The organism is Aurantiacibacter odishensis (assembly GCF_003605195.1).
GTDB lineage: Bacteria > Pseudomonadota > Alphaproteobacteria > Sphingomonadales > Sphingomonadaceae > Alteraurantiacibacter > Alteraurantiacibacter odishensis.
This window is the reverse complement of the sequence record NZ_QYOS01000017.1, coordinates 65384-85349: the sequence shown is the minus strand read 5'-3', so window position 1 is coordinate 85349 and position 19966 is coordinate 65384. Positions and strand designations below refer to the sequence as shown.

17 protein-coding genes are annotated in these 19966 nt (G+C 62.8%); 10 read left to right on the top strand and 7 right to left on the bottom strand.

The window, feature by feature from the left end:
* Window position 1: 1 nt before the first annotated feature.
* Together fabF and D4Q51_RS01210 are read right to left on the bottom strand one after the other, a co-directional pair.
* Complete coding sequence (fabF, locus tag D4Q51_RS01215; protein ID WP_120075762.1) at window positions 2-1264, bottom strand: beta-ketoacyl-ACP synthase II; 1263 nt, start codon at window positions 1262-1264, stop codon at window positions 2-4.
* Window positions 1265-1363: 99 nt separating this feature from the next.
* On the bottom strand, window positions 1364-1600 hold the full coding sequence (locus D4Q51_RS01210; RefSeq protein ID WP_119587519.1) for an acyl carrier protein: 237 nt from the start codon (window positions 1598-1600) through the stop codon (window positions 1364-1366).
* Window positions 1601-1746: 146 nt separating this feature from the next.
* Between D4Q51_RS01210 and D4Q51_RS01205 the strand changes: the two genes are divergently transcribed.
* Window positions 1747-3099 carry an MBL fold metallo-hydrolase gene (locus D4Q51_RS01205; protein ID WP_120075759.1) on the top strand — a complete coding sequence of 451 codons (1353 nt, stop codon included), beginning with the start codon at window positions 1747-1749 and terminating at the stop codon, window positions 3097-3099.
* A 98-nt stretch (window positions 3100-3197) separates the two neighbouring features.
* The gene (locus tag D4Q51_RS01200; protein WP_120075757.1) at window positions 3198-3632 is read left to right on the top strand and encodes a ferritin-like domain-containing protein; all 435 of its coding nucleotides are present in this window, start codon (window positions 3198-3200) and stop codon (window positions 3630-3632) included.
* A 64-nt stretch (window positions 3633-3696) separates the two neighbouring features.
* Here D4Q51_RS01200 and aspS read toward each other — a convergent pair whose 3' ends face one another.
* Window positions 3697-5556, bottom strand: a complete 1860-nt coding sequence (gene aspS / locus D4Q51_RS01195) for an aspartate--tRNA ligase (RefSeq protein ID WP_120075755.1) — start codon at window positions 5554-5556, stop codon at window positions 3697-3699.
* A gap of 173 nt (window positions 5557-5729) precedes the next feature.
* Between aspS and rnd the strand changes: the two genes are divergently transcribed.
* The 5 genes from rnd (at window position 5730) to D4Q51_RS01170 (ending at window position 13106) form a co-directional block, all read left to right on the top strand.
* Window positions 5730-6932 carry a ribonuclease D gene (gene rnd, locus D4Q51_RS01190; protein WP_120075753.1) on the top strand — a complete coding sequence of 401 codons (1203 nt, stop codon included), beginning with the start codon at window positions 5730-5732 and terminating at the stop codon, window positions 6930-6932.
* The gene (locus tag D4Q51_RS01185) at window positions 6929-7825 is read left to right on the top strand and encodes a hydrogen peroxide-inducible genes activator (RefSeq protein WP_120075751.1); all 897 of its coding nucleotides are present in this window, start codon (window positions 6929-6931) and stop codon (window positions 7823-7825) included. Before rnd ends, D4Q51_RS01185 begins: the two co-directional genes overlap by 4 nt.
* 61 nt (window positions 7826-7886) lie before the next feature.
* Entirely contained in the window at window positions 7887-9026 is a 1140-nt protein-coding gene (locus D4Q51_RS01180; RefSeq protein ID WP_120075748.1) for a serine hydrolase, read from the top strand.
* A 139-nt stretch (window positions 9027-9165) separates the two neighbouring features.
* Window positions 9166-12093 (top strand): TonB-dependent receptor, encoded by a 2928-nt coding sequence (locus D4Q51_RS01175; protein ID WP_120075746.1) that lies wholly within the window; start codon window positions 9166-9168, stop codon window positions 12091-12093.
* Complete coding sequence (locus D4Q51_RS01170; protein ID WP_120075743.1) at window positions 12093-13106, top strand: phytase; 1014 nt, start codon at window positions 12093-12095, stop codon at window positions 13104-13106. The genes D4Q51_RS01175 and D4Q51_RS01170 overlap by 1 nt, the downstream gene beginning before the upstream one ends.
* A gap of 292 nt (window positions 13107-13398) precedes the next feature.
* Here the strand turns inward: D4Q51_RS01170 and pgsA are convergent, their stop codons facing one another.
* A complete protein-coding gene (gene pgsA, locus D4Q51_RS01165) occupies window positions 13399-13992 on the bottom strand; it encodes a CDP-diacylglycerol--glycerol-3-phosphate 3-phosphatidyltransferase (RefSeq protein WP_120075741.1) in 594 nt (197 codons plus the stop codon).
* A gap of 120 nt (window positions 13993-14112) precedes the next feature.
* On the opposite strand from pgsA, the gene D4Q51_RS01160 reads away from it, so the two are divergent.
* Window positions 14113-15447, top strand: coding sequence for an MFS transporter (locus D4Q51_RS01160; RefSeq protein ID WP_120075739.1), 1335 nt, complete (start codon window positions 14113-14115; stop codon window positions 15445-15447).
* Window positions 15448-15451: 4 nt separating this feature from the next.
* Here D4Q51_RS01160 and D4Q51_RS01155 read toward each other — a convergent pair whose 3' ends face one another.
* On the bottom strand, window positions 15452-15604 hold the full coding sequence (locus D4Q51_RS01155; RefSeq protein WP_240624509.1) for a hypothetical protein: 153 nt from the start codon (window positions 15602-15604) through the stop codon (window positions 15452-15454).
* 181 nt (window positions 15605-15785) lie between these two features.
* Here D4Q51_RS01155 and D4Q51_RS01150 point away from each other — a divergent pair, with 181 nt between their 5' ends.
* Complete coding sequence (locus D4Q51_RS01150; RefSeq protein WP_120075734.1) at window positions 15786-17441, top strand: thiamine pyrophosphate-binding protein; 1656 nt, start codon at window positions 15786-15788, stop codon at window positions 17439-17441.
* Between the two features lie 61 nt (window positions 17442-17502).
* On the opposite strand, the gene D4Q51_RS01145 is transcribed toward D4Q51_RS01150, so the two are convergent.
* Both D4Q51_RS01145 and D4Q51_RS01140 read right to left on the bottom strand, forming a co-directional pair.
* On the bottom strand, window positions 17503-17673 hold the full coding sequence (locus D4Q51_RS01145) for a CsbD family protein (RefSeq protein WP_120075732.1): 171 nt from the start codon (window positions 17671-17673) through the stop codon (window positions 17503-17505).
* An 87-nt stretch (window positions 17674-17760) separates the two neighbouring features.
* Window positions 17761-18171, bottom strand: a complete 411-nt coding sequence (locus tag D4Q51_RS01140) for an EVE domain-containing protein (RefSeq protein ID WP_120075730.1) — start codon at window positions 18169-18171, stop codon at window positions 17761-17763.
* Between the two features lie 116 nt (window positions 18172-18287).
* On the opposite strand from D4Q51_RS01140, the gene D4Q51_RS01135 reads away from it, so the two are divergent.
* Entirely contained in the window at window positions 18288-19949 is a 1662-nt protein-coding gene (locus D4Q51_RS01135) for a putative bifunctional diguanylate cyclase/phosphodiesterase (protein WP_338068440.1), read from the top strand.
* Window positions 19950-19966: the final 17 nt, after the last annotated feature.

The following is a 19966-nucleotide window of genomic DNA, read 5'->3' as shown; positions in this document are numbered from 1 at the left end:
ATCAGTCCTCGACGCGCTTCATCACCAGCGAGGCGTTGGTGCCACCAAAGCCGAAACTGTTGTTGAGCACCGCGTTCACTTCCCGCTTTTTCGCGGTGAGCGGAACGAGGTCCGCGCCCTCGGTGCCGTCATCCGGATTGTGCAGGTTCAGCGTGGGCGGAACGATCTGGTCGCGCATGGCGAGGATGCAGAAGATGCTTTCCACCGCGCCCGCGCCGCCCAGCAGGTGGCCGATGGCGCTCTTGGTGCTGCTCATGCTGGCACCGCCGAGATCGTCGCCCAGCACGCGCTTTACCGCGGCCAGTTCAATGGTGTCGGCCATGGTCGAGGTGCCGTGCGCATTGACGTAGTCGATATCCGACGCATCGAGACCCGACTTACGGATCGCCATGCGCATCGCGTTTTCCGCGCCCTTGCCTTCCGGGTGCGGCGCGGTGACGTGGTAGGCATCGCCGGAGAGGCCATAGCCCACGACTTCGGCATAGATCTTCGCGCCGCGCGCCTTGGCGTGCTCGTATTCCTCCAGCACGACGACGCCAGCGCCTTCGCCCATCACGAAGCCGTCGCGGTCCTTGTCGTAAGGGCGGCTCGCCTCGGTCGGGCGATCGTTCATGGAGCAATTGAGCGCACGCGCCTGGGCGAAGCCTGCAACGCCGAGCGGGTTGATCGTGCTTTCCGCACCGCCCGCCAGCATGATGTCGGCATCGTCATCCTTGATCATGCGCGCTGCATCGCCGATCGAGTGCGCGCCGGTCGAACATGCCGTCACCACCGCGTGGTTCGGGCCCATCAGGCCATACTTGATGCTCACCTGCCCGCTGATCAAGTTGATCAGGCGACCGTGTACGAAGTGCGGGGAAACGCGGCCAGGACCGCGCTCATGCAGATTGACCGATTCGAGTTCGATGCCCGGCAGCCCGCCGATACCCGAACCGATGGAGCAGCCTGCGCGCAGCTTCGTCTCTTCGTCCATGTCCGTAAGGCCGGCGTCTTCCAGAGCCTGACCCGCGGCATCGATGCCGTAGACGATGAACGGATCGACCTGGCGCTGCACCTTGCCGTCCACGCGCTTGTTCGGGTCGAAGCCCCACTTGTGATCGGCAGGCTTCACCTCGCCCGCGATGGTGCACTTCTGCCCCTCGGTATCGAAGCGGGTGATCGTGGCGATCCCGCTTTCGCTGGCGAGCAGGTTCTTCCAGGTGGTTTCGACATCACCGCCCAGCGGGGTAACAAGGCCAAGTCCGGTTACGACGACACGCCGCATATTCTTCTCTCCAATCAAGAAAGGCCCAGCCTTTCGGGCCGAGCCTTCCAACCCCGTCCGCGTCCGGGGAGACCATTCGCGAACGAGGCCAGTGGTCGCTTACGAAGTGTGTTCTTCGATGTACTTGTTGGCGTCGCCGACCGTGTTGATCTTCTCGGCAGCATCGTCCGGGATTTCCACGCCGAACTCTTCCTCAAAGGCCATGACCAGCTCGACGATGTCGAGGCTGTCGGCGCCAAGGTCATCGATGAAGCTGGCGTCCGGAGTCACCTTGTCTTCCTCGACGCCGAGATGCTCGACAACGATCTTCTTAACGCGTGCAGCGATATCGCTCATGTAATCCCTCTCACTTTGGGGTTTCGAATAATGATTTCGCCCTAATGAACGGCGGCGGGCAAAGCAAGTGCCGGGACGTGCCGGATTTCCCCGATTTCGCGCCTCGCGGCAGGAAACCATCGGTCGCCGTGCCGCGTTAGGTCGACATGCTGCTCGAAAAAATCAAGACGCCCGGCCTTTCGCACCTTTCCTATCTCGTCGGCTCCGGTAGCCAGGCTGCCGTGATAGACCCGCGCCGCGACTGCGAGATCTACGTGGAAAAGGCGCGCGCCGAGGGCCTCACCATCACCCACATCTTCGAAACGCACCGCAACGAGGACCTCGTCTCGGGCGCCCCAATCCTTGCCGAGTGGACCGGAGCGAAAGTGCTGCACGGCCCCAACGCCGATGGCGAGGTATCTTACGCCGAAACGGCGCGCGAGGGCGACAGGTTCGAGATCGGCCAGCTCAGGATCGAGGTGCTGGAAACGCCCGGCCACACCGACGACAGCCTCTCCTACGTGCTGCACGACAGTGCCTATCCCGATGGGCCTGTGGGCGTATTCACCGGAGACGCGCTGTTCGTCGGCGATGTTGGCCGCACCGATTTCTACCCGGACCGTGCCCGCGAAGTCGCCGGCCTGCTTTATGATAGCCTGCAAAAACTGCTCAGCCTTGGCGACCAGACCATTCTCTACCCCGCGCACGGTGCAGGCTCGGTCTGCGGATCGGGCATGGCTGAGCGCGAGTTTTCCACGATTGGGCACGAACGCGCGAACAATCCGCCACTGCAACTGGCTGATCGGGAAGCCTTCATCGAGGCCAAGTTGGCGGAGGTTCACTACCAGCCGCCCTACTTCCGACTGATGGAGCGGCTGAACCTCGAAGGCGGCAGTGCCCCGCCCCGCGTCATGCAGCCAAGGGCACTGACGCTGGACCAATTCGAAAGCGCGGATGCGAACCACGTGATCGACATTCGCGAGCCCGGCGCGTGGTGCGCGGGCCATTTGCCCGGCAGCTACTGCATTCCCGTCGGCATGATCCCCGCCTTTGCCGGGTGGTTCATTGCCGAGGGCGAGAGCATCGCTCTGGTCGCAGCAGACCAGTCCGCAATGGCGACAGCGGCGCAGCATTTCGTGCGTATCGGGCTGGACAATATCGTCGGCGGCTACACCGGCGTGATCCCGGCGGCCGCACAGGGGCGCGATCTGGGCCAGGTGCCGATGATCAAGACCGACGAAGTGCGCCGACGGCTGGAGCAGAAACAGGCGGGCTGGACCCTGATCGACGTGCGCGCGGCGGACGAGCGGGAGGGAGCGAAGATCGACGGCTCCCGCCATATCTACGCCGGGCACCTCAACGAACAGTGGCAGGACCTCGACCCCTTGGAAAGCTACACCCTGATGTGCGCCAGCGGGATGCGGGCCACCGTTGCCGCGAGCTGGCTCGCCAGCAAGGGCTTCAGCAAGGTCGACGTCTACCTGGGTTCGATGGGCGCGTGGAAAGCCGCGCAATCCTGAAACGCGCCGGAACGGCCTGCACCAGCGCCAGAACGCAGGAAAGTTAGCGGCATCCTGCGCGTTGCACAGATATCAAACTGATAAGGAAGGAAAGTTCGATGTCTGCCAATTCCGTACTCAAAACCCTGACCGACACCGCGTTCGATTCGGTGGAGGGCTATCGCAAGGCCGCCGAGAAGGCGAACAGCCCGCACCTGAAAGATGCCCTCAATCGCCGCCGCGAACAGCGCGAACAGACGGTCGCCAAGCTCAATTCGGAAATCCAGCGCCAAGGCGGTGAACTCGTGACGAAGGGCACGGTGACAGGCGCCGCGCACCGCACGTGGATGAGCATTGCCGACGCCTTCGAAAGCGGCGACGAAGCGGCCGCCGAGCGCGTCGAGGAAGGCGAGGACTACCTGAAGGGCAAGTTCCAGAGCGCGCTGGACGACGACGATCTCGACCCGCAGTCGCGTGCCGTGATCGAACAGTGCTACGCCGAGATCAGCGAGGGCGAGCGTTTCGGTGACATGATCGACAACCAGATGGGCTGATCGATCGAAGCTTGGACAAATGAAGGGCGCGGTTCCGATGGGAGCCGCGCCCTTTCCTTATCGATCAGCCTTCCTGCGGCGGAATGTCGTTCTTCGCCGCATTGCTGTTCATGTCGGTTGCCTCGGCCCCGCTGGCGGATTTCTGCGCTTCCAGCGCGTCGCCCGACAGGCGGATGTGCACGTCGCGAAGCTGCCGCGCACTCACCACGCTGGGCGCGCCCATCATCAGGTCCTGCGCGCGCTGGTTCAGCGGGAAGGCGATCACTTCGCGGATGTTCGGCTCGTCCGCCAGCAGCATGACGATGCGGTCAATGCCCGGTGCGGAGCCGCCGTGCGGTGGTGCGCCCAGCTTGAACGCCTCGATCATGCCACCGAAATTCGCGTCCACATCGGCCTGCGTGTAACCGGCGATCTCGAACGCCTTGTACATGATGTCCGGACGGTGGTTACGGATGGCGCCGCTCGACAGTTCGTAGCCGTTGCAGACGATGTCGTACTGCCACGCCTTGATTTCCAGCGGGTCCTGGTTTTCCAGCGCGTCCATCTCGCCCTGCGGCATGGAGAACGGGTTGTGGCTGAAGTCGACCTTCTTCAGCTCCTCGTCCCATTCGAACATCGGGAAATCGACGATCCAGCAGAACTTGAAGCAGCCCTGCTCGATCAGCTCCAGCTGCTCGCCCACACGGGTGCGCGCGGCACCGGCCAGCTTCACGGCGTCTTTGGCCTTGCCTGCTGCGAAGAACAGGCCGTCGTTCTCGCCAAGGCCCAGCTCGTCATATAGCCTGGCCATTTCCTCGGGGCCGTGGTTCTTGGCGATGGGGCCGCCAAACTCGCCCTGCTTACGGGTGACATAGCCGAGGCCGGAGAAGCCTTCCTTGCGCGCCCAGTCGTTCATCTCGTCGAAGAACTTGCGGCTCTTCTCGTTGGTGTTGGGCGCCGGGATGGCACGCACGATGCCGCCGCCACCCACGATCTTCTCGAAAATGCCGAAGCCCGACTTCTCGAAGTGGTGCGAGACATCGGAAATGATGATCGGATTACGCAGGTCGGGCTTGTCGGTGCCGTATTTCAGCATCGATTCGGCATAGGGAATGCGCGGGAATTCGCCCGCAGGGGTCACGCTCTTGCCCTCGCCGAATTCCTCGAACACGCCGGCCAGCACCGGCTCGATGGCGTTGAACACGTCTTCCTGCGTCACGAAGCTCATCTCGAAGTCGAGCTGGTAGAATTCCGGCGAACGGTCGGCGCGCAGGTCTTCGTCACGGAAGCACGGGGCAATCTGGAAGTAACGGTCGAAACCGGCCACCATCAGCAGCTGCTTGAACATCTGCGGCGCCTGCGGCAGCGCATAGAAACGGCCGGGATGCAGGCGGCTGGGCACTAGATAGTCACGAGCGCCCTCGGGGCTGGAAGCACCAAGGATCGGCGTCTGAAACTCGGAAAAGCCCTGGTCCGTCATGCGGCGGCGCAGCGAGGTAATCACCCGGTTGCGCAGCATGATGTTGTTGTGAACCCGTTCGCGCCGCAGATCGATGAAGCGGTACTTGAGGCGCGTATCCTCGGGGTAATCCTCTGCCGAGTTCACGATCAGCGGCAGTTCGTTCGCGTGGCTCTGCACGGTCACTTCGCGGGCGAAGACCTCGATCTCGCCGGTCGGCAGGTTCGGGTTCACCGCCGCCGCGTCGCGCGCCTTCACTTCGCCGTCGATGGTGATGACGCTTTCCAGCTTCAGCGAATCGAGCAGTTCCAGCGCAGGGCTGTCCTCGTCCGCCACCACCTGCGTGATGCCGTAATGGTCGCGCAGGTCCACGAACAGGACGCCGCCGTGGTCACGCTTGCGGTGGATCCAGCCGGACAGGCGGACGGTCTGGCCGACGTCGGCCTTGGTAAGGGCTGCACAGTTGTGGGTACGATAGGCGTGCATGAGGACTCTTTTCATTTCGCAGGTTATGGCGCTAAGGGCGCGCGGGCGATGCGCGGCGACTTAGCCGTATATCAAGCGCGCGCTAACAGGCGAAGCAGGGCGTTTTGTCAAGGAATGACACGCCGCGCGGCTGCCGCAGGACGGTGAACCGGCCAGATACGAAAAGAAGACGAATGCATATCCATCCCCTGATTACCAAGACCCAAGACCTTGCCGACCTGTGCGAAAGGCTGGCGAAACACGATTTCGTCTGCGTGGACACCGAGTTCATGCGCGAGAACACCTATTACCCGCTCCTCTGCCTGATCCAGATCGGCAACGAGGAGGAAGCCGCCGCGGTGGACCCGCTGGCCGACGGCATCGACCTCACCCCGTTGCTGGACCTGATGTGCGAGAACGAGGAGGTGCTGAAGATCTTCCACGCTGGCGGGCAGGACGTGGAAATCATCTACAACCTGACGGGCAAGACCCCGCACCCCATATTTGACACGCAGATCGCCATGATGGCCATCAGCCAGTCCGAGCAGATCGGCTACGCCAACCTCGTGGAAAGCTGGCTGAACAAGACCATCGACAAGGGTGCGCGCTTCACCGACTGGAGCCGCCGCCCTCTCACCGAACGGCAGATCGAATATGCGATCGGCGATGTGACCTACCTCGCCAAGATCTTCCCCAAGATTCTGAAGAAGCTGATCAAGACCGATCGCGGCCACTGGCTGAACGCGGAGATGGAGAAGCTGGCCGATCCTTCCAACTACGCCAACGACCTTGACGTTGCGTGGCAGCGCATCCGTTCGCCAGGTCGCAATCCCGCCGTACTGGGCCGCCTGAAGGCGCTGGCCGCATGGCGCGAGACGGAGGCGCAGGACAAGGACATTCCGCGCGGCCGCATCATTCGCGACGAGACGCTGGCTGACCTCGCCAGCCACCCGCCCAAGAAGCAGGCCGACCTTGCCAAGGTGCGCGGACTGTCCAACGCCTGGAAGGAAAACGACATCGGCAGGCGGCTGATGAAAGTGCTCACCAATGCAGAGCCGATGGACAAGGACGAGATGCCCGACAAGCCGAAGCGCGGCGCGCCGCTGGGCAAGGAAGGCGCGCTGGTGGCGGACCTGCTGAAGCTGCTGCTGAAAATCCGTTCCCGCGAGATCGACGTGGCCTCCCGCCTGCTCACCCGCTCCGATGAACTGGAGGCATTGGCCGCAGGCGTGCGCAAGCTGCCGGTGCTGGAAGGCTGGCGTTTCGAGGTGTTCGGCAAGGACGCACTGGACCTTGTGGAAGGCAAGCTCGCCTTCGCCGTCGAGAAGGGTCGCCTCAAGATGACCCACATCGACGAAGCGAAGGCGGAAGAAGCGGAGGCAGCGGGCGCCGAGTGAGCACCTACCTCCCCACCATCAAGCAGTTGCAATATCTCGTCGCCCTGCACGAGCAGCAGCACTTTGGCCGCGCGGCCGAGGCCAGCTTCGTGTCGCAAAGCACCCTGTCCGCCGGTATCCGCGAGCTGGAATCGCTGCTGGGCGTAACGCTGGTGGAGCGCAGCCGCCGCGTGGTGCGCTTCACGCCGCTGGGCAATTCGGTGGTGGACAAGGCGCACCGCGTGCTGCGTGAGGCGGAGGAACTGGCCGAACTGGTGCAAGCCGCCGGAAAGCCGCTTTCGGGCGAACTGCGCATGAGTGTGATCCCCACCATCGCGCCGTTCCTGCTGCCGCGCATCCTGCCGCGCCTGCGCAAGGAGCGCCCGCAGCTTAAGCTGTTCCTGCGGGAGGAAACCAGCGACCAGGCGCTCGAATCGCTGCACCACGGCCGCGCCGATTGCGTGCTGCTGGCCCTGCCCTTCGCCACCGGTGAAGTGGAAAGTGAAACCATCTGCAAGGACGAACTCTACGTCGCCTTCCCCAAGGACGATCCCCGCGATCCGCCCGCCGAAATCAGCCCCGCCATGATCGACGAGGGGCGCCTGCTGCTGCTGGAAGACGGGCATTGCCTGAAGGAACACGCCCTTGCCGCCTGCAACCGGCCAGAGCTGAATGCCAGCGCCACGATGATCGGCACCTCACTGCACACGCTGGTGCAGATGGTCGACAATGGCCTAGGCCTCACCATGCTGCCGCAAATGGCGATCGACGCGGGAATTTTGCACGAGACGGACGTGGTAGCCCGCCCCTTGCAAGGCGATCACACCAGCCGCGAGATCGCGCTTGTCTGGCGCGCCAACAGCCCGCGCGGTGACGAATTCCGCCTGCTGGCCGAAGAATTGCGCGCCGGATGAACCGGGCTGCCACCGGCCCGGTTTTCTCGGATAACAAACTGTTCTCGCTCATTGGGTTAATGTGAAACCGACCCGTCTTATCCTGCCCGCTTCCGCCGCACTTGCGCTTGCCGCTTGCGGTACTGCCGAAAACCCCAGCCCGCCGTTCGGCGTCGAATGGGGCGAAGACGTGCGCGAGGCCGAGCAGCAGGCCAAGGCTCCGCCCGTGGCAACGCCCACTCCCACCCCCGCGCCAGACCCGCAGGTCGTCTTGGCGCGCGAGGAACTGAGCGACAAACTGGAGGCCATTGGCGAGGAATTCGGCGGCACGCTGGGCATCGCCGTGGTCGACGTCGATACCGGCTGGAGCACAGGCTTCAACGAAACCGCGCTGCTACCGCAGCAAAGCGTCAGCAAGACCTGGGTTACGCTTACCGCGCTGACGATGGCGGAAAAGGGCCTGCTCAACCTCGACGCGCCGATCCGCGTCAGCCGCGAGGACCTGACCCTGTTCCACCAGCCGATCCGCAAGGAAATCCTGCGCAGCGGCGCGGTGGAAACCACGGTCGGCGAGCTTATCGAACGCGCGATCCAGCAAAGCGACAACACCGCGAACAACGCCATCCTGCAACGCGTGGGCGGCCCGCGCGCCGTGCGCGCCATGCTGCGCGAACAAGGGCTGGACGGTATCCGTTTCGGCCCTGGCGAAAAGCCGATGCAGGCAGCTATTGCGGGGATGGAGTGGGACGACAGCTATTCCTACGAGAACAATTTTTACGACGCGCGGGACCGTGTTTCGCCCAACCTGCGCAAGGTCGCGTTCGAGAATTATCTCGCCGACCCTGTCGACGGGGCGCGGCCCATCGCCATTGCCCGCGCGCTGGCGGCGATCGAGCGCGGCGAGGTCCTGTCGCCCAAGCGTGCCGAGGAATTTCTCACCATCATGTCCAACACCCGCAGCGGCCCGCGCCGTTTGAAGGGTGGCAGGGCCGAAGGCTGGGTGGTGAGCCACAAGACCGGCACCGGCCAGTTCTGGAACGGCCAGCAGTCGGGCTACAACGACGTTGGCGTGCTGTTCGCGCCCGACTCCTCGGCCTATGCCGTGGCGGTGATGATCGGCGTCACCAAGCGCCCGACCATCGAGCGGATGCAGATGATGCAGGAAGTGACGCGCGCGGTGATTGCCTTTCACGAGGCTCTGCCCGGACAAAGCGAAAGCTGAGATCATGGCCACGAAGGTCACATTCCGGCCTTCGAACTGAAACCTGCGCGTCACAGATTCTTCTGCGCGTCACCTAACGGAAATACCCCGGTCACGCGGCGGCCCTAGCTGCCCCTCCAACAACGGACCGGAGGACCTCATGAGAAATACCCGCTTGCTGGCCTGTGCCAGCACTGCCGCGATTGCGCTTTGTGCAGCCCCTGCCCTTGCAGGCGATGTGACAGGCGTGGTGATCGACCAGACCGAGACGGTCGCCTTGCAATCCGCAGTCGTGCGCATCCCGGAAATCAACCGCCAGGTGGTGACGCAGCGCGACGGCAGCTTCCGCATCACCGATGTGCCTGCCGGCACCTATACGATCGAAGCCCGCTATGTCGGTGTGCCCACCGAAACGCAGGTGATCGAGGTTCCCGAGCAGGGCGCGGTCATGGTCAACTTCATGCTGGGCGGCGACGATGCGGCCAGCATCCTCGTCTACGGCCAACGCGCCAACCAGGCCAATGCGCTTAGCCGCGAATATGCCAGCGATACCATCGTCGACGTGCTGACGCGCGATGCCATCGGCCAGTTCCCGGATCAGAACGTGGCCGAAAGCTTGCGCCGCCTGCCGGGCGTGAACGTGCTGAACGATCAGGGCGAAGGCCGTTTCGTAGCCGTGCGCGGCCTTGATCCGAACCTCAATGCCACTTCCGTCAACGGTGTGCGCCTGCCCGCACCCGAAGGCGATGTGCGCGCCGTGGCGCTGGACGTGATCGGCAGCGACATCATCGAGAGCATCGAGGTAAGAAAGTCGCTGACGCCCGACATGGATGCCGACACCATCGGCGCCAGCATCGAGATCAATACCGTCTCCGCCTTCGATCGCCGCGGCAACTTCGTCACCGTGTCCGCAGAAGGCAGCTACAACGAGTATTCCGAAGAGCTGAACCCCAAGGGCAGCATCAACTTCGCCTACCGCCTGACCGACGATTTCGGCGTGTCCGGCGGCCTGTCCTACTACAACCGCTTCTTCGAGACCGACAACATCGAGGCGGACGACTGGGTGGAGGACGACGGCCTCGTTTATGCAGAGGAAGTGCAGTATCGCGACTACGACGTTGAGCGCGAGCGTATCTCCGCCTCGCTCGGCTTCGACCTGCGCCCGTCCGACACGACGACGCTCTACGCCCGCGGCCTCTACAGCCGGTTCGACGACCAGGAATACCGCCGCCGCACAATTTTCGATTTCGGCGATTCCGCCGTTTCGGGCAGCGGCAACACCGTCACCTTCTCCACGCCTGATCAGGCCGACGCTGACGAAGACCCGTTCGAGGCCACGGTGGAGCGTGACATAAAGGACCGCTTCGAGCGGCAGGAAATCTACTCACTCAGCATCGGCGGCGAAACGCAGACCGGCCCCTGGACCATCGAGTATTCGGGCAGCTGGGCGCAATCCAGCGAGAAGGAAAACGACAGCGTCGACCCCACCGTGTTCGCGCAGGATTTCTTCGGCGAACACCCCGACGATCCGGGCGAGCGCAACCCGCTGGCCGTGACGTTCGACTATTCGGACCCGCGCGTCCCGATGTTCTCCACCAGCACCGCGAATTTCACCGATGCATCCCTGTATGAACTGGACGAGGTGGAACTGACCGACCTCTCCGATTCCGAGGATACCGAGTATTCCGCCAAGTTTGACGTGGGTCGCGAATTTGCCAGCGGAGACGGCGTCTTCACCCTGCAGGCAGGCTTCAAGGGCCGCTGGCGCGAGAAGAGCTTCAACGGTGAAATCCGCTTCTACGAGATCGACGACGTGAGCCTCGCCGATTTCGTCGGCGAGCAGACCTATCGCATCACCGACATTTCGCCGGTCGCCAGCTACAGCGGCGCCAGCGACTTCTTCTTCGCCAACCGGGATGCTTTCGAATTGCAGGAAGCCGACAGCCTGTTCGACAGCGCGGCGGAGGACTACGCGATCGAGGAAGACATCTACGCCGGATACCTGCTCGGCCGCTGGGAAAGCGACAGCCTGACGGTGATCGGCGGCGTCCGCCACGAATACACGCAGACCGACATCATCGGCAATTTCACCCTGCTGGTGGAAGAGGACGGCAGCTTGCCCGATGGTTCCATCGCTACCGACGACACCGTCATCGTCACCCCGCAGACCACGCCTGCCAACTACGGTTTCTGGCTGCCCAGCCTGAACATCCGCTACGAACCGGTCAACGATCTCGTCTTCCGCGCCGCCGGATACCGCAGCCTCGTGCGCCCCGGCTTTGCCCAGCTCGCCCCGCGCTTCATCACGGAGCGCAACGACGATGACGAAGTGGAAGGCGAATTCGGCAACTCGAACCTCGATCCCTACGAGGCGTGGAACTTCGATGCAGGCGTCGAATACTATTTCGGCGGCAACGGCGCGCTGAGCGCCGGGTTCTTCTACAAGGACATTTCCAACTACATCGTAACGGTAGACTACGAAGCCGAAGATCTCGATGGCGACGACGAGATTGGCGCGGACGAACTGCTGGTGTTCAACGGCATCGCCTTCAACGAGGCCGCGATCCCCGTGAACGGCGACAGCGCCGAGGTCTGGGGCATCGAACTGGGCTTTGCCATGCAGTGGGACATGCTGCCCGCGCCTTTTGACGGGCTGCTGACGCAGGCGAACTACACCTACACCGACGCCACCGCCACGATCTCCGACGGATCGCTGGACCTGTTCGGCCAGGGCTTCGGCAACGGCATCAACACGATCCCGCTGCCCGCCTCCAGCGAGCATACGCTGAACGGCGTGCTCGGCTACGAGAAGGGTCCGGTGTCGCTGCGCCTCGCGGGTACATACCGCGACGATTACCTGGATGAACTGGGCGGCGATCCGGAGGAATACCGTTTTGTCGACAGCCACTTCCAGCTCGACGCCAGCGCCCGTTTCACCGTGCTGGAAGGCGTGCAGGTGTTCGTCGAAGCGATCAACCTGACCGATGCCGAATACTTCGCCTACAACACCGTGGGCGGACGGCAGAACAACTACCAGTATGAAATCTACGGCCGCACCTTCAAGGGCGGCGTGAGGGTGACGTTCTGATGCGTATTGCAACCACGACTATCGCCACGGCCCTGCTTGCAGGCTGCGCCACCACGCCCACCGGCCTTCCCCCGGTTTCGGTTCTCGCCGCTGGCGAGACCGAGCCCGTGGGCACCGCCAACGAGGACGCCGCCGACGACCCCGCGATCTGGCGCAACGCGGCGGACCCGTCGCAAAGCCTGATCGTCGCGACAGACAAGAAAGCCGGACTCTACGTCTATGGCCTAGATGGGCAGATTCGCAGCTTCATCGACGCGGGCGCCGTCAACAATGTCGACCTGGTGGAACTGCAAGACGGCACGGTGTTCGTTGCCGCCAGCGACCGGATCGACCTTGCCAATTCGCATATCTCGACCTTCACGCTGGACACCGCCAGCGGCGAACTAACCGCTCTCGGTCGTTTCCCGAGCGGTCCGGGCGAAGGTTACGGCTTCTGCATGAGCCAACATGGCTCGCTCACCGCGCTGATGGTGACCAAGGAAGGCAACCTGCGCGAATACGAGATTGCCGAATGGGCACCCGGCGAAGCGCCGACGGCCGAGATGGTGCGTGAAATGTCCGTACCCAGCCAGCCCGAAGGCTGCGTTTATGATGAGCGTGACGGCACGCTCTACGTGGGCGAGGAAATGGCGGGCATCTGGCGCTTTGCCGATGGCGCGACCACCGGCGAACTCGTGACCGCTATCGATAACCAGTACCTTGTCGCCGATGTCGAAGGTCTTGCCATTGCGCCCGAGGGTGAGGATGGCGGATACCTCGTCGCCTCCAGCCAGGGGGACAACGCCTTTGCGGTCTTTTCGCTGCCCGATATGACCCCGGTCGGTCGCTTCGCCATCGGTGCAGGCACCTACGGAAGCGCCGAGGAAACCGACGGCATTTCGCTCGACACGCACAGCTTCGGACCGGACTATTCGCAGGGCCTGTTCATCGCGCAAGACGGCTGGAACGAGCCGCAGGCGCAGAACTTCAAGCTGGTAAGCTGGGCAGCGGTGCGCGCGGCGCTGGGCCTCTGACTTTCAGGAGCGCCGACGCAAGGGCCTTGCGGGTTCCGTCGGCGCTCCTGTGCTATGGTGAACGAGACGATTTCCTACCGGTTCGGCATGGGCTCAAAAGTAGGTCATGCCTGCCTCCGCCCGCCAATCTGCCAGCCTTGTCGCACCCCCGACGCCGGACGCCCAGCCTGCGATCCGAAAGGTTACACGACAGACGGCGATTATCGCAGCAGGCATCTGTAAAGAAACACTTTACTGCCGGAACCAACTTTTTCGAAACGCCCCCATTGGCGTTCCACGTTCGTCTGCAAAATCAGTCCATGTACTTGAGGCCGACCCGCAAATAGTCCCACCCGGTTATCACCGTAAGGATCGCCGCGCCCCACAAGGTGACGAGGCCCACGAGGTGCGGCACGTTGTGCTCGACGCCTGCCAGCATGAAATTCCAGCCCGGCAAGCCTTGCCCCAGGATCAGCGCGCCCAGCGACACGAGCTGAAACGTCGTCTTCCACTTGGCCAGCTTCGACACCGGCACGCTCACCTGCAATTCGCCCAGAAACTCGCGCAGGCCAGAGACGGCGATCTCGCGAATCAGGATGATCAGACCCGCAATCACGTGCGCGTCGCCCACGTAGGGGCCGCGCAGGATGCCCTGTGCGGCCAGCACCAGGATCACGGTTGCCACCATGATCTTGTCGGCAATGGGATCGAGGAAGATGCCCAGCTTGCTCACCGCGCCGCTGGAACGCGCCAGCAAGCCGTCGAAGTAGTCGGTGATGCCCATCAGGCAATAAAGCGCGAAGGCGAAAAGGTAGCCCAGCGCCCAACCCGGCCACCAGAGCAGGAAGCCGAGCAGCGGCAGCGTGAGGATGCGGCTGAGAGTGAGGATGTTGGGCAAGGTCCACATGGTGGCACCAGCCCTAGACCGGAATCGTTTACGGAAAAAGGATGGTTGCTGCTGCTATTTGGGGGAAAAGCCGTTAAGTCCCTCGGCGGATTGGCCCACCGGGCGCTGAAAACAGGCTTTATGTTCACCTCCACTCACCTGCTGAAGCAACGCCGGTTCCTGCCGCTGTTCTGCACGCAGCTCCTGAACGCCTTCAACGACAACCTCTACAAGACGACGATGGTGCTGTTCGTCGTATACAGCGTCTATAACTCGCCAGATGCCGAAACGGTCTTCTCGGGCGCGGCCTCTGCCGTCTTCATCCTGCCGTTCTTCCTGCTCTCCGCCATCGCCGGACAGCTTGCCGACCTGACCGACAAGGCGCGCATCATCCGGCGGGTGAAAGCGGCGGAAATCGGGATCATGACGGTCGGCGCGTTCGGCCTGTTCCTGGCCTGGGAGGGGATTGCCGTGGAAATGCTCGCCATTCCGCTGCTGATGCTGGCGCTGTTCGCGATGGGTGTGCACTCCACATTCTTCGGCCCGATCAAGTATGCGATCCTTCCGCAGCACCTCGAAAAGGACGAGGTGCTGGCAGGCACCGGCCTTGTCGAGGCCGGCACCTACATCGCGATCATGACCGGCACGATCCTGGCGGGCTTCCTGGCCGATCAGGTAGAGATTGCCGCTGCCGCCATCCTGGGTTTCGCCGTAATCGGCTATCTCACCAGCCGCCACGTTCCCTCCGCCCCGCCGATGGGTGTACCGGAGAAGATCGACTTCAACCCTTTCACGTCCTCGTGGCGGATGATCCGGGAGTGCACGCACAACAAGGAAGTGTTCTACGCCATCCTCGCGATCAGCTTCTTCTGGACCATCGGCTCCGTGCTGTTCATCCAGTTCCCGCCGCTCGCCAAGAATGTATTGCTGGCCGACCCCACTGTCGCCAGCCTGTTCCTCGTGTTCTTCTCCATCGGCGTCGCGGTGGGCTCGGTCGCGGTCAACCTGCTGCTGAAGGGCAAGGTCTCGTCGCGTTATTCGCCTGTATCGGTGCTGCTGATGGCGGGCATGGTCGCGGTGTTCTACTTCGTGTGCAAGGCGTGGAACGCCGGGCTTCGTGACACGCAGCTAATGGATGTGGCGACGTTCCTGTCCTACCCGCTGGCCTGGGCCGTGCTGGGCAGCCTGCTGCTGATCGCCATTTTCGGCGGTATGTTCGTGGTGCCGCTATACGCCTTCCTTACTACCAAGGTGCCAAGCTCGCAGGCCAGCCGTGCGGTGGCGGCGAACAACATCGTCAACTCTGGCGCAATGGTTGTGGGTTCGCTGTTTGCCCTCGCTCTCAGCGCAGTAGGCGTGCCGCTGGCAGAGCAGGTGCTGCTGAGCGCTGGCATGTGCCTCGTATCCGTGTGGCTAGGCGCCCGGCTCTACCGCGCCGAGAAGGAAGCGGCCACGGTGCTGGCAGCGGCGAAGTAGGCGATCAGGCGATGAAGGTGATTGTGGCCAGGAAGCCCGCTGCGTAAGTTGCAGCCACGGTTTCCAGGTCCTGCCGCGAAAGGCCCAGTGCCATACGCTTGCGCCACGGAGCCATCGGCTCCATCTCGTTAGCGCGCGCCAGGACGTGGGGCGGCAAGGATGCCCGAAACGGGTGGCGGGACGACTCGGTGGTCAGGACAAGTGAACGTCTCATGATGCGGTTTTAACGTTTTGGTAACGAATTGGCTCCCGGCCCCGTCAAGCTGTTCAAACACGGGACGGTTGGTAACTCGCGTAACCGGTTGCCGCTCTCGCGAGCCGGGGCTAATCCGTATGGCATGACCACGACCGCAGCCCGCCTCCTTGTCGATTGCCTTGTCGAACAAGGGGCATCACGCGCTTTCACCGTGCCCGGCGAAAGCTTCCTCCCTGTTCTCGACGCCCTGTCCGATTGCGATGCGATCGAGACCGTGACGTGCAGGCAGGAGGGCGGCGTCGCCTTCATGGCCTGCGCCGACGGCGCGATGGCAGGCCAGCCCGGCATCGCCTTCGTCACGCGCGGTCCGGGTGCAACGAACGCCAGCATCGGCGTGCACGTGGCCATGCAGGACAGCCAGCCGATGATCCTGTTTATCGGCGATTTGGACCGCACCATGCGTGACCGGGAAGGCTTCCAGGAGGTGGACTTCCCCGCCTTCTTCGCTCCCATCGCGAAATGGTCCGCCCGTATCGACGACGCCCGGCGCATCCCGGAATACATCGCCCGCGCATGGTCAACCGCGATCAGCGGAAGGCCCGGCCCGGTGGTGCTCGCCTTGCCAGAGGACATGCTGCACGAAGAAGGAATCACGAGCCCGGTGCGTCCGGCGGTCGTCAGGCCAGCCCAGGCTCCCTGTCCCGACGTGATGGCAACTGTGATGCAGATGATCGGCGATGCCGCGGCTCCGCTCGCGGTCGTGGGCGGCGCCGGATGGAATAGCCGTGCGCGACACTACTTCACCGAATTTGCCGAGCGAATCGGCCTGCCTGTCGCCACCGCTTTCCGGCGGCAGGACGCGATCTCTCCGGACTCGAAAGTCTATGCCGGAAACCTCGGCTATGGCCCCAACCCGAAGCTTGCCAAGCGAGCGAGGGACGCAGACCTGCTGCTGGTGGTCGGCGCTCGCCTGGGAGAGGCGACGACCGACGGCTATTCGCTCATAACCCCGGACCATCCGGACCAGGTGCTGATCCACATCCACCCCGATCCGGAGGAACTGGGCCGCGTCTACCGCACGGACCTTCCCGTCTGCGCCGACATGGCAGAGTTCGCTGAAAGCGCTGCCCTGTGGGACGAGAGCGACGTAATCGATTTCGATTGCGGTGCCGAGGCTCACGCCGACTGGATCGAGTGGAACACGCCGGGGGAAGATGCGCGGTTCGATCTGGACCTTGCGCTGGCCATGGCAACGTGTCGCAAGCTGCTGCCCGCGGACGCAATTATCTGCAACGGTGCCGGCAACTTTGCAGGCTGGTGGCATCGCTACTGGCCTTACGTAGGCTATCCTTCCCAGCTTGCCCCTACCGCTGGCGCGATGGGTTATGGCGTACCAGCGGCGGTCGCCGCTGCCCTGCGTTACCCGGACCGCTGCGTCGTCGCCGCGGCAGGCGACGGCGATTTCCTGATGAACGGACAGGAACTGGCCACAGCGGCCCAATATGGCCTGGATATGCTGGTGATCGTGTTCGACAACTCGACCTACGGCACCATACGCATGCACCAGGAACGCGAGTATCCGGGTCGCGAGGCTTCCACCCATCTTGCCAATCCGGATTTCGCCAAGCTGGCCGAAAGCTTCGGCGGCTGGGGCGCGCGGGTCGAGAACAACGCCGAGTTCGATGCCGCACTGGAAGCGGCAATGCAGCGCAAGGGCATCCGCCTTTTGCACTGCATCACCGATATCGAACAGCTCAGCGCGGCGGGCGCAACCGTCAGCGCCTTGCGAGGCAACTAGCCCATACGAAAAAGGGCCGCTCCCAAACCGGGAGCGGCCCCTTTACTCGCTTCAAGACGACTCAAATGTCGTTGCCAAGCTTGCCTTCGACTTCGCCCTTCAGTTGTTGAGCTTCGCCTTTCTTTTCCTGCTGACGGCCTTCGGCGCGGGTCTCGGGATTGTTCGATTCCTGCTTTACGTTGCCGACTGCTTCGTTGACGTTGCCTTTTACCTTCTCAGTGAATTCACCCATGGTGCTTCTCCGTTAGTCGTTCGGACTCTCGCGACCATCGCGGGCCCTTTGATCATACAACGGACAGCGTCGAACAATCGTTCCGTATTAAGCCTCTGACATCTTGAGAATAATATCCCATTCCTCTGGCCGTATTTCCGCCACGGACAGGCGCGAGAGCCGGACCAGTTCGATGCCTTCAAGCGTTGGTTCGGCCTTGATCGCTTTCAGCGTCACGAAATTCTGCAGCGGACGCACCGGTTTCACTTTCACTGTCGGCCACTTGCCTTCCGGATCGGTAGGATCGGTCAATCCGGCCTCGCTCACTTCGGCGATACCGACGATTTCCAGCCCCTTGTTCGAGTGATAGTAGAACAGCTTGTCGCCTTTCTCCATCGCCCGCAGGTTGTTTGCCGCGCGGTGGTTGCGCACGCCGTCCCAGATCGTCTCTCCATCCTCGACGAGTTGATCCCACGAGTACTTGAACGGCTCCGATTTGATCAGCCAGTGGTTGGGCAATGTTGTCTCCTTTGCTGCGCGATGCGCTTCGTAGCGGGCGGTGATGCGTAGGGCAATTAACCCGATGTTGACGATGATGCGCGATATGCGATCCGTTGATTTGGGGACAATCGCAGTTGAAACGGGCGCTGGAAAAGAACGAAAAACCTGCCGACAGGACAATCCGCAAGGCGGAGCGGGACATGATCGCGCTTGGTATTGCCGCAGCGGCAATTATCCTGTTCGTCGGGACCGGCGGCAGCCTGATGCCAAAGATCGCCCGCGCCTGGTTCTGGGGCGGAGAAGCGCCCGACCTGGTGCTCGTCAACGCCGTACTGCTCAATATTGCCCTGCTGCTGTTCGGCTGGCGCCGATACCGAGACCTGCATGACGAGGTTCAAGTGCGCCGCCAGGCCGAGACCCGCGCGCGCGAACTTGCTGAGCGGGACCCACTGACCGGCTGCCTGAACCGCCGCAGCGGCCCTCCGGCGATGGAGCAGCTTCGTCGGTCGCTGGAAGGTTCGCATCGCGAACTGGCGGTGATGATGATCGATCTCGACAACTTCAAGCAGATCAACGACCTGAACGGTCACCAGATGGGCGATGCCGTGCTTACCACCATCGCGGGCCGGATTGCGGACTGCCTGCCAGCAGAAGGCATCCTCGCCCGCATTGGCGGCGACGAATTCGCATGCGCCGTTCCTTACGAATCCAATATGCGCGAGGACGTGGACGATCTTGTCGCGATCATCATCCGCTCCGTTTCCGCGCCCGTGGAAGCCAACCGGATGACGGTGGAAGCCACTGTTTCCATCGGCCTTGCGCAAACCGGCACCAGCTATGCCCAGCAAGCCGCGATCGATGCCGAAGCGCTGATCCACCGCGCCGACATTGCCATGTACCACGCGAAGAAGCGCGGGCGGAACCGCTACTACTGGTTCGAACCTCAGATGGAAGACGAGCTGCGCTTCCGAAATGAGCTGGAAGCGGGCATCCGCCAGGGCATTCCCGCTGGTGAATTCGTGCCGTATTACGAACAGCAGATCGATCTCGAGACCGGCAAGCTCTCAGGCTTCGAAATGCTGGCCCGCTGGAACAGCCCGCGCTACGGGATTGTCAGCCCTGAAATTTTCATTCCCATTGCCGAGGAGATCGACCTTATCGGGCAGCTTTCCGAAGGGCTGATACGTCAGGCGCTGGAAGATGCGAAGGAATGGGATCCCGACCTTACGCTGTCGGTCAACATTTCTCCCGTCCAGTTGCGCGATCCGTGGTTCGCGCAAAAGCTGCTGCACTTGCTGGTGGAAAGCGGCTTCCCCGCCGCCCGCCTCGAAATCGAGATTACCGAGAGCTGCCTGCACGAGAACATCGGCGCGGTGCGCTCCATCGTCTCCAGCCTGAAGAACCAGGGGATTCGCATCAGCCTGGACGATTTCGGCACCGGCTATTCCAGCCTCTCGCAGCTGCGCTCGCTGCCGTTCGACCGATTGAAGATCGATCGCAGTTTTGTTGCCGAATTGACCGCAGGTGGCGAAGGCCGCTCGCTGGTCGAGGCGATTATCTCGCTCGGAAAGGGGCTTTCCCTGCCCGTCACCGCAGAGGGAATCGAGACCGACGAGGCGCTCGGCTACCTGAAATCGATGGGTGATCTGAAAGGACAGGGCTACCTCTACGGCAAGCCGGAAGATGCCGCCGCCACACGCAGTCGGCTCGCCGCGCTGGATCTGCTGGCAAAACCCCGGGCTGAACTATCAGCGGATTGCAGCAACACCCCCGCCACGCAGCGCAAGGCGAGCTGACTTACGCGCCAGCCATT

What these genes read in the sequence shown, in the direction of transcription:
- D4Q51_RS01175 (WP_120075746.1), top strand. Translation starts at nt 9,166, where the DNA reads ATGAGAAATACCCGCTTGCTGGCCTGTGCCAGCACTGCCGCGATTGCG.
- rnd (WP_120075753.1), top strand. Translation starts at nt 5,730, where the DNA reads ATGCATATCCATCCCCTGATTACCAAGACCCAAGACCTTGCCGACCTG.
- D4Q51_RS01210 (WP_119587519.1), bottom strand. Translation starts at nt 1,600, where the DNA reads ATGAGCGATATCGCTGCACGCGTTAAGAAGATCGTTGTCGAGCATCTC.
- D4Q51_RS01150 (WP_120075734.1), top strand. Translation starts at nt 15,786, where the DNA reads ATGACCACGACCGCAGCCCGCCTCCTTGTCGATTGCCTTGTCGAACAA.
- pgsA (WP_120075741.1), bottom strand. Translation starts at nt 13,992, where the DNA reads ATGTGGACCTTGCCCAACATCCTCACTCTCAGCCGCATCCTCACGCTG.
- fabF (WP_120075762.1), bottom strand. Translation starts at nt 1,264, where the DNA reads ATGCGGCGTGTCGTCGTAACCGGACTTGGCCTTGTTACCCCGCTGGGC.
- D4Q51_RS01170 (WP_120075743.1), top strand. Translation starts at nt 12,093, where the DNA reads ATGCGTATTGCAACCACGACTATCGCCACGGCCCTGCTTGCAGGCTGC.
- D4Q51_RS01205 (WP_120075759.1), top strand. Translation starts at nt 1,747, where the DNA reads ATGCTGCTCGAAAAAATCAAGACGCCCGGCCTTTCGCACCTTTCCTAT.
- D4Q51_RS01160 (WP_120075739.1), top strand. Translation starts at nt 14,113, where the DNA reads ATGTTCACCTCCACTCACCTGCTGAAGCAACGCCGGTTCCTGCCGCTG.
- D4Q51_RS01200 (WP_120075757.1), top strand. Translation starts at nt 3,198, where the DNA reads ATGTCTGCCAATTCCGTACTCAAAACCCTGACCGACACCGCGTTCGAT.
- D4Q51_RS01145 (WP_120075732.1), bottom strand. Translation starts at nt 17,673, where the DNA reads ATGGGTGAATTCACTGAGAAGGTAAAAGGCAACGTCAACGAAGCAGTC.
- aspS (WP_120075755.1), bottom strand. Translation starts at nt 5,556, where the DNA reads ATGCACGCCTATCGTACCCACAACTGTGCAGCCCTTACCAAGGCCGAC.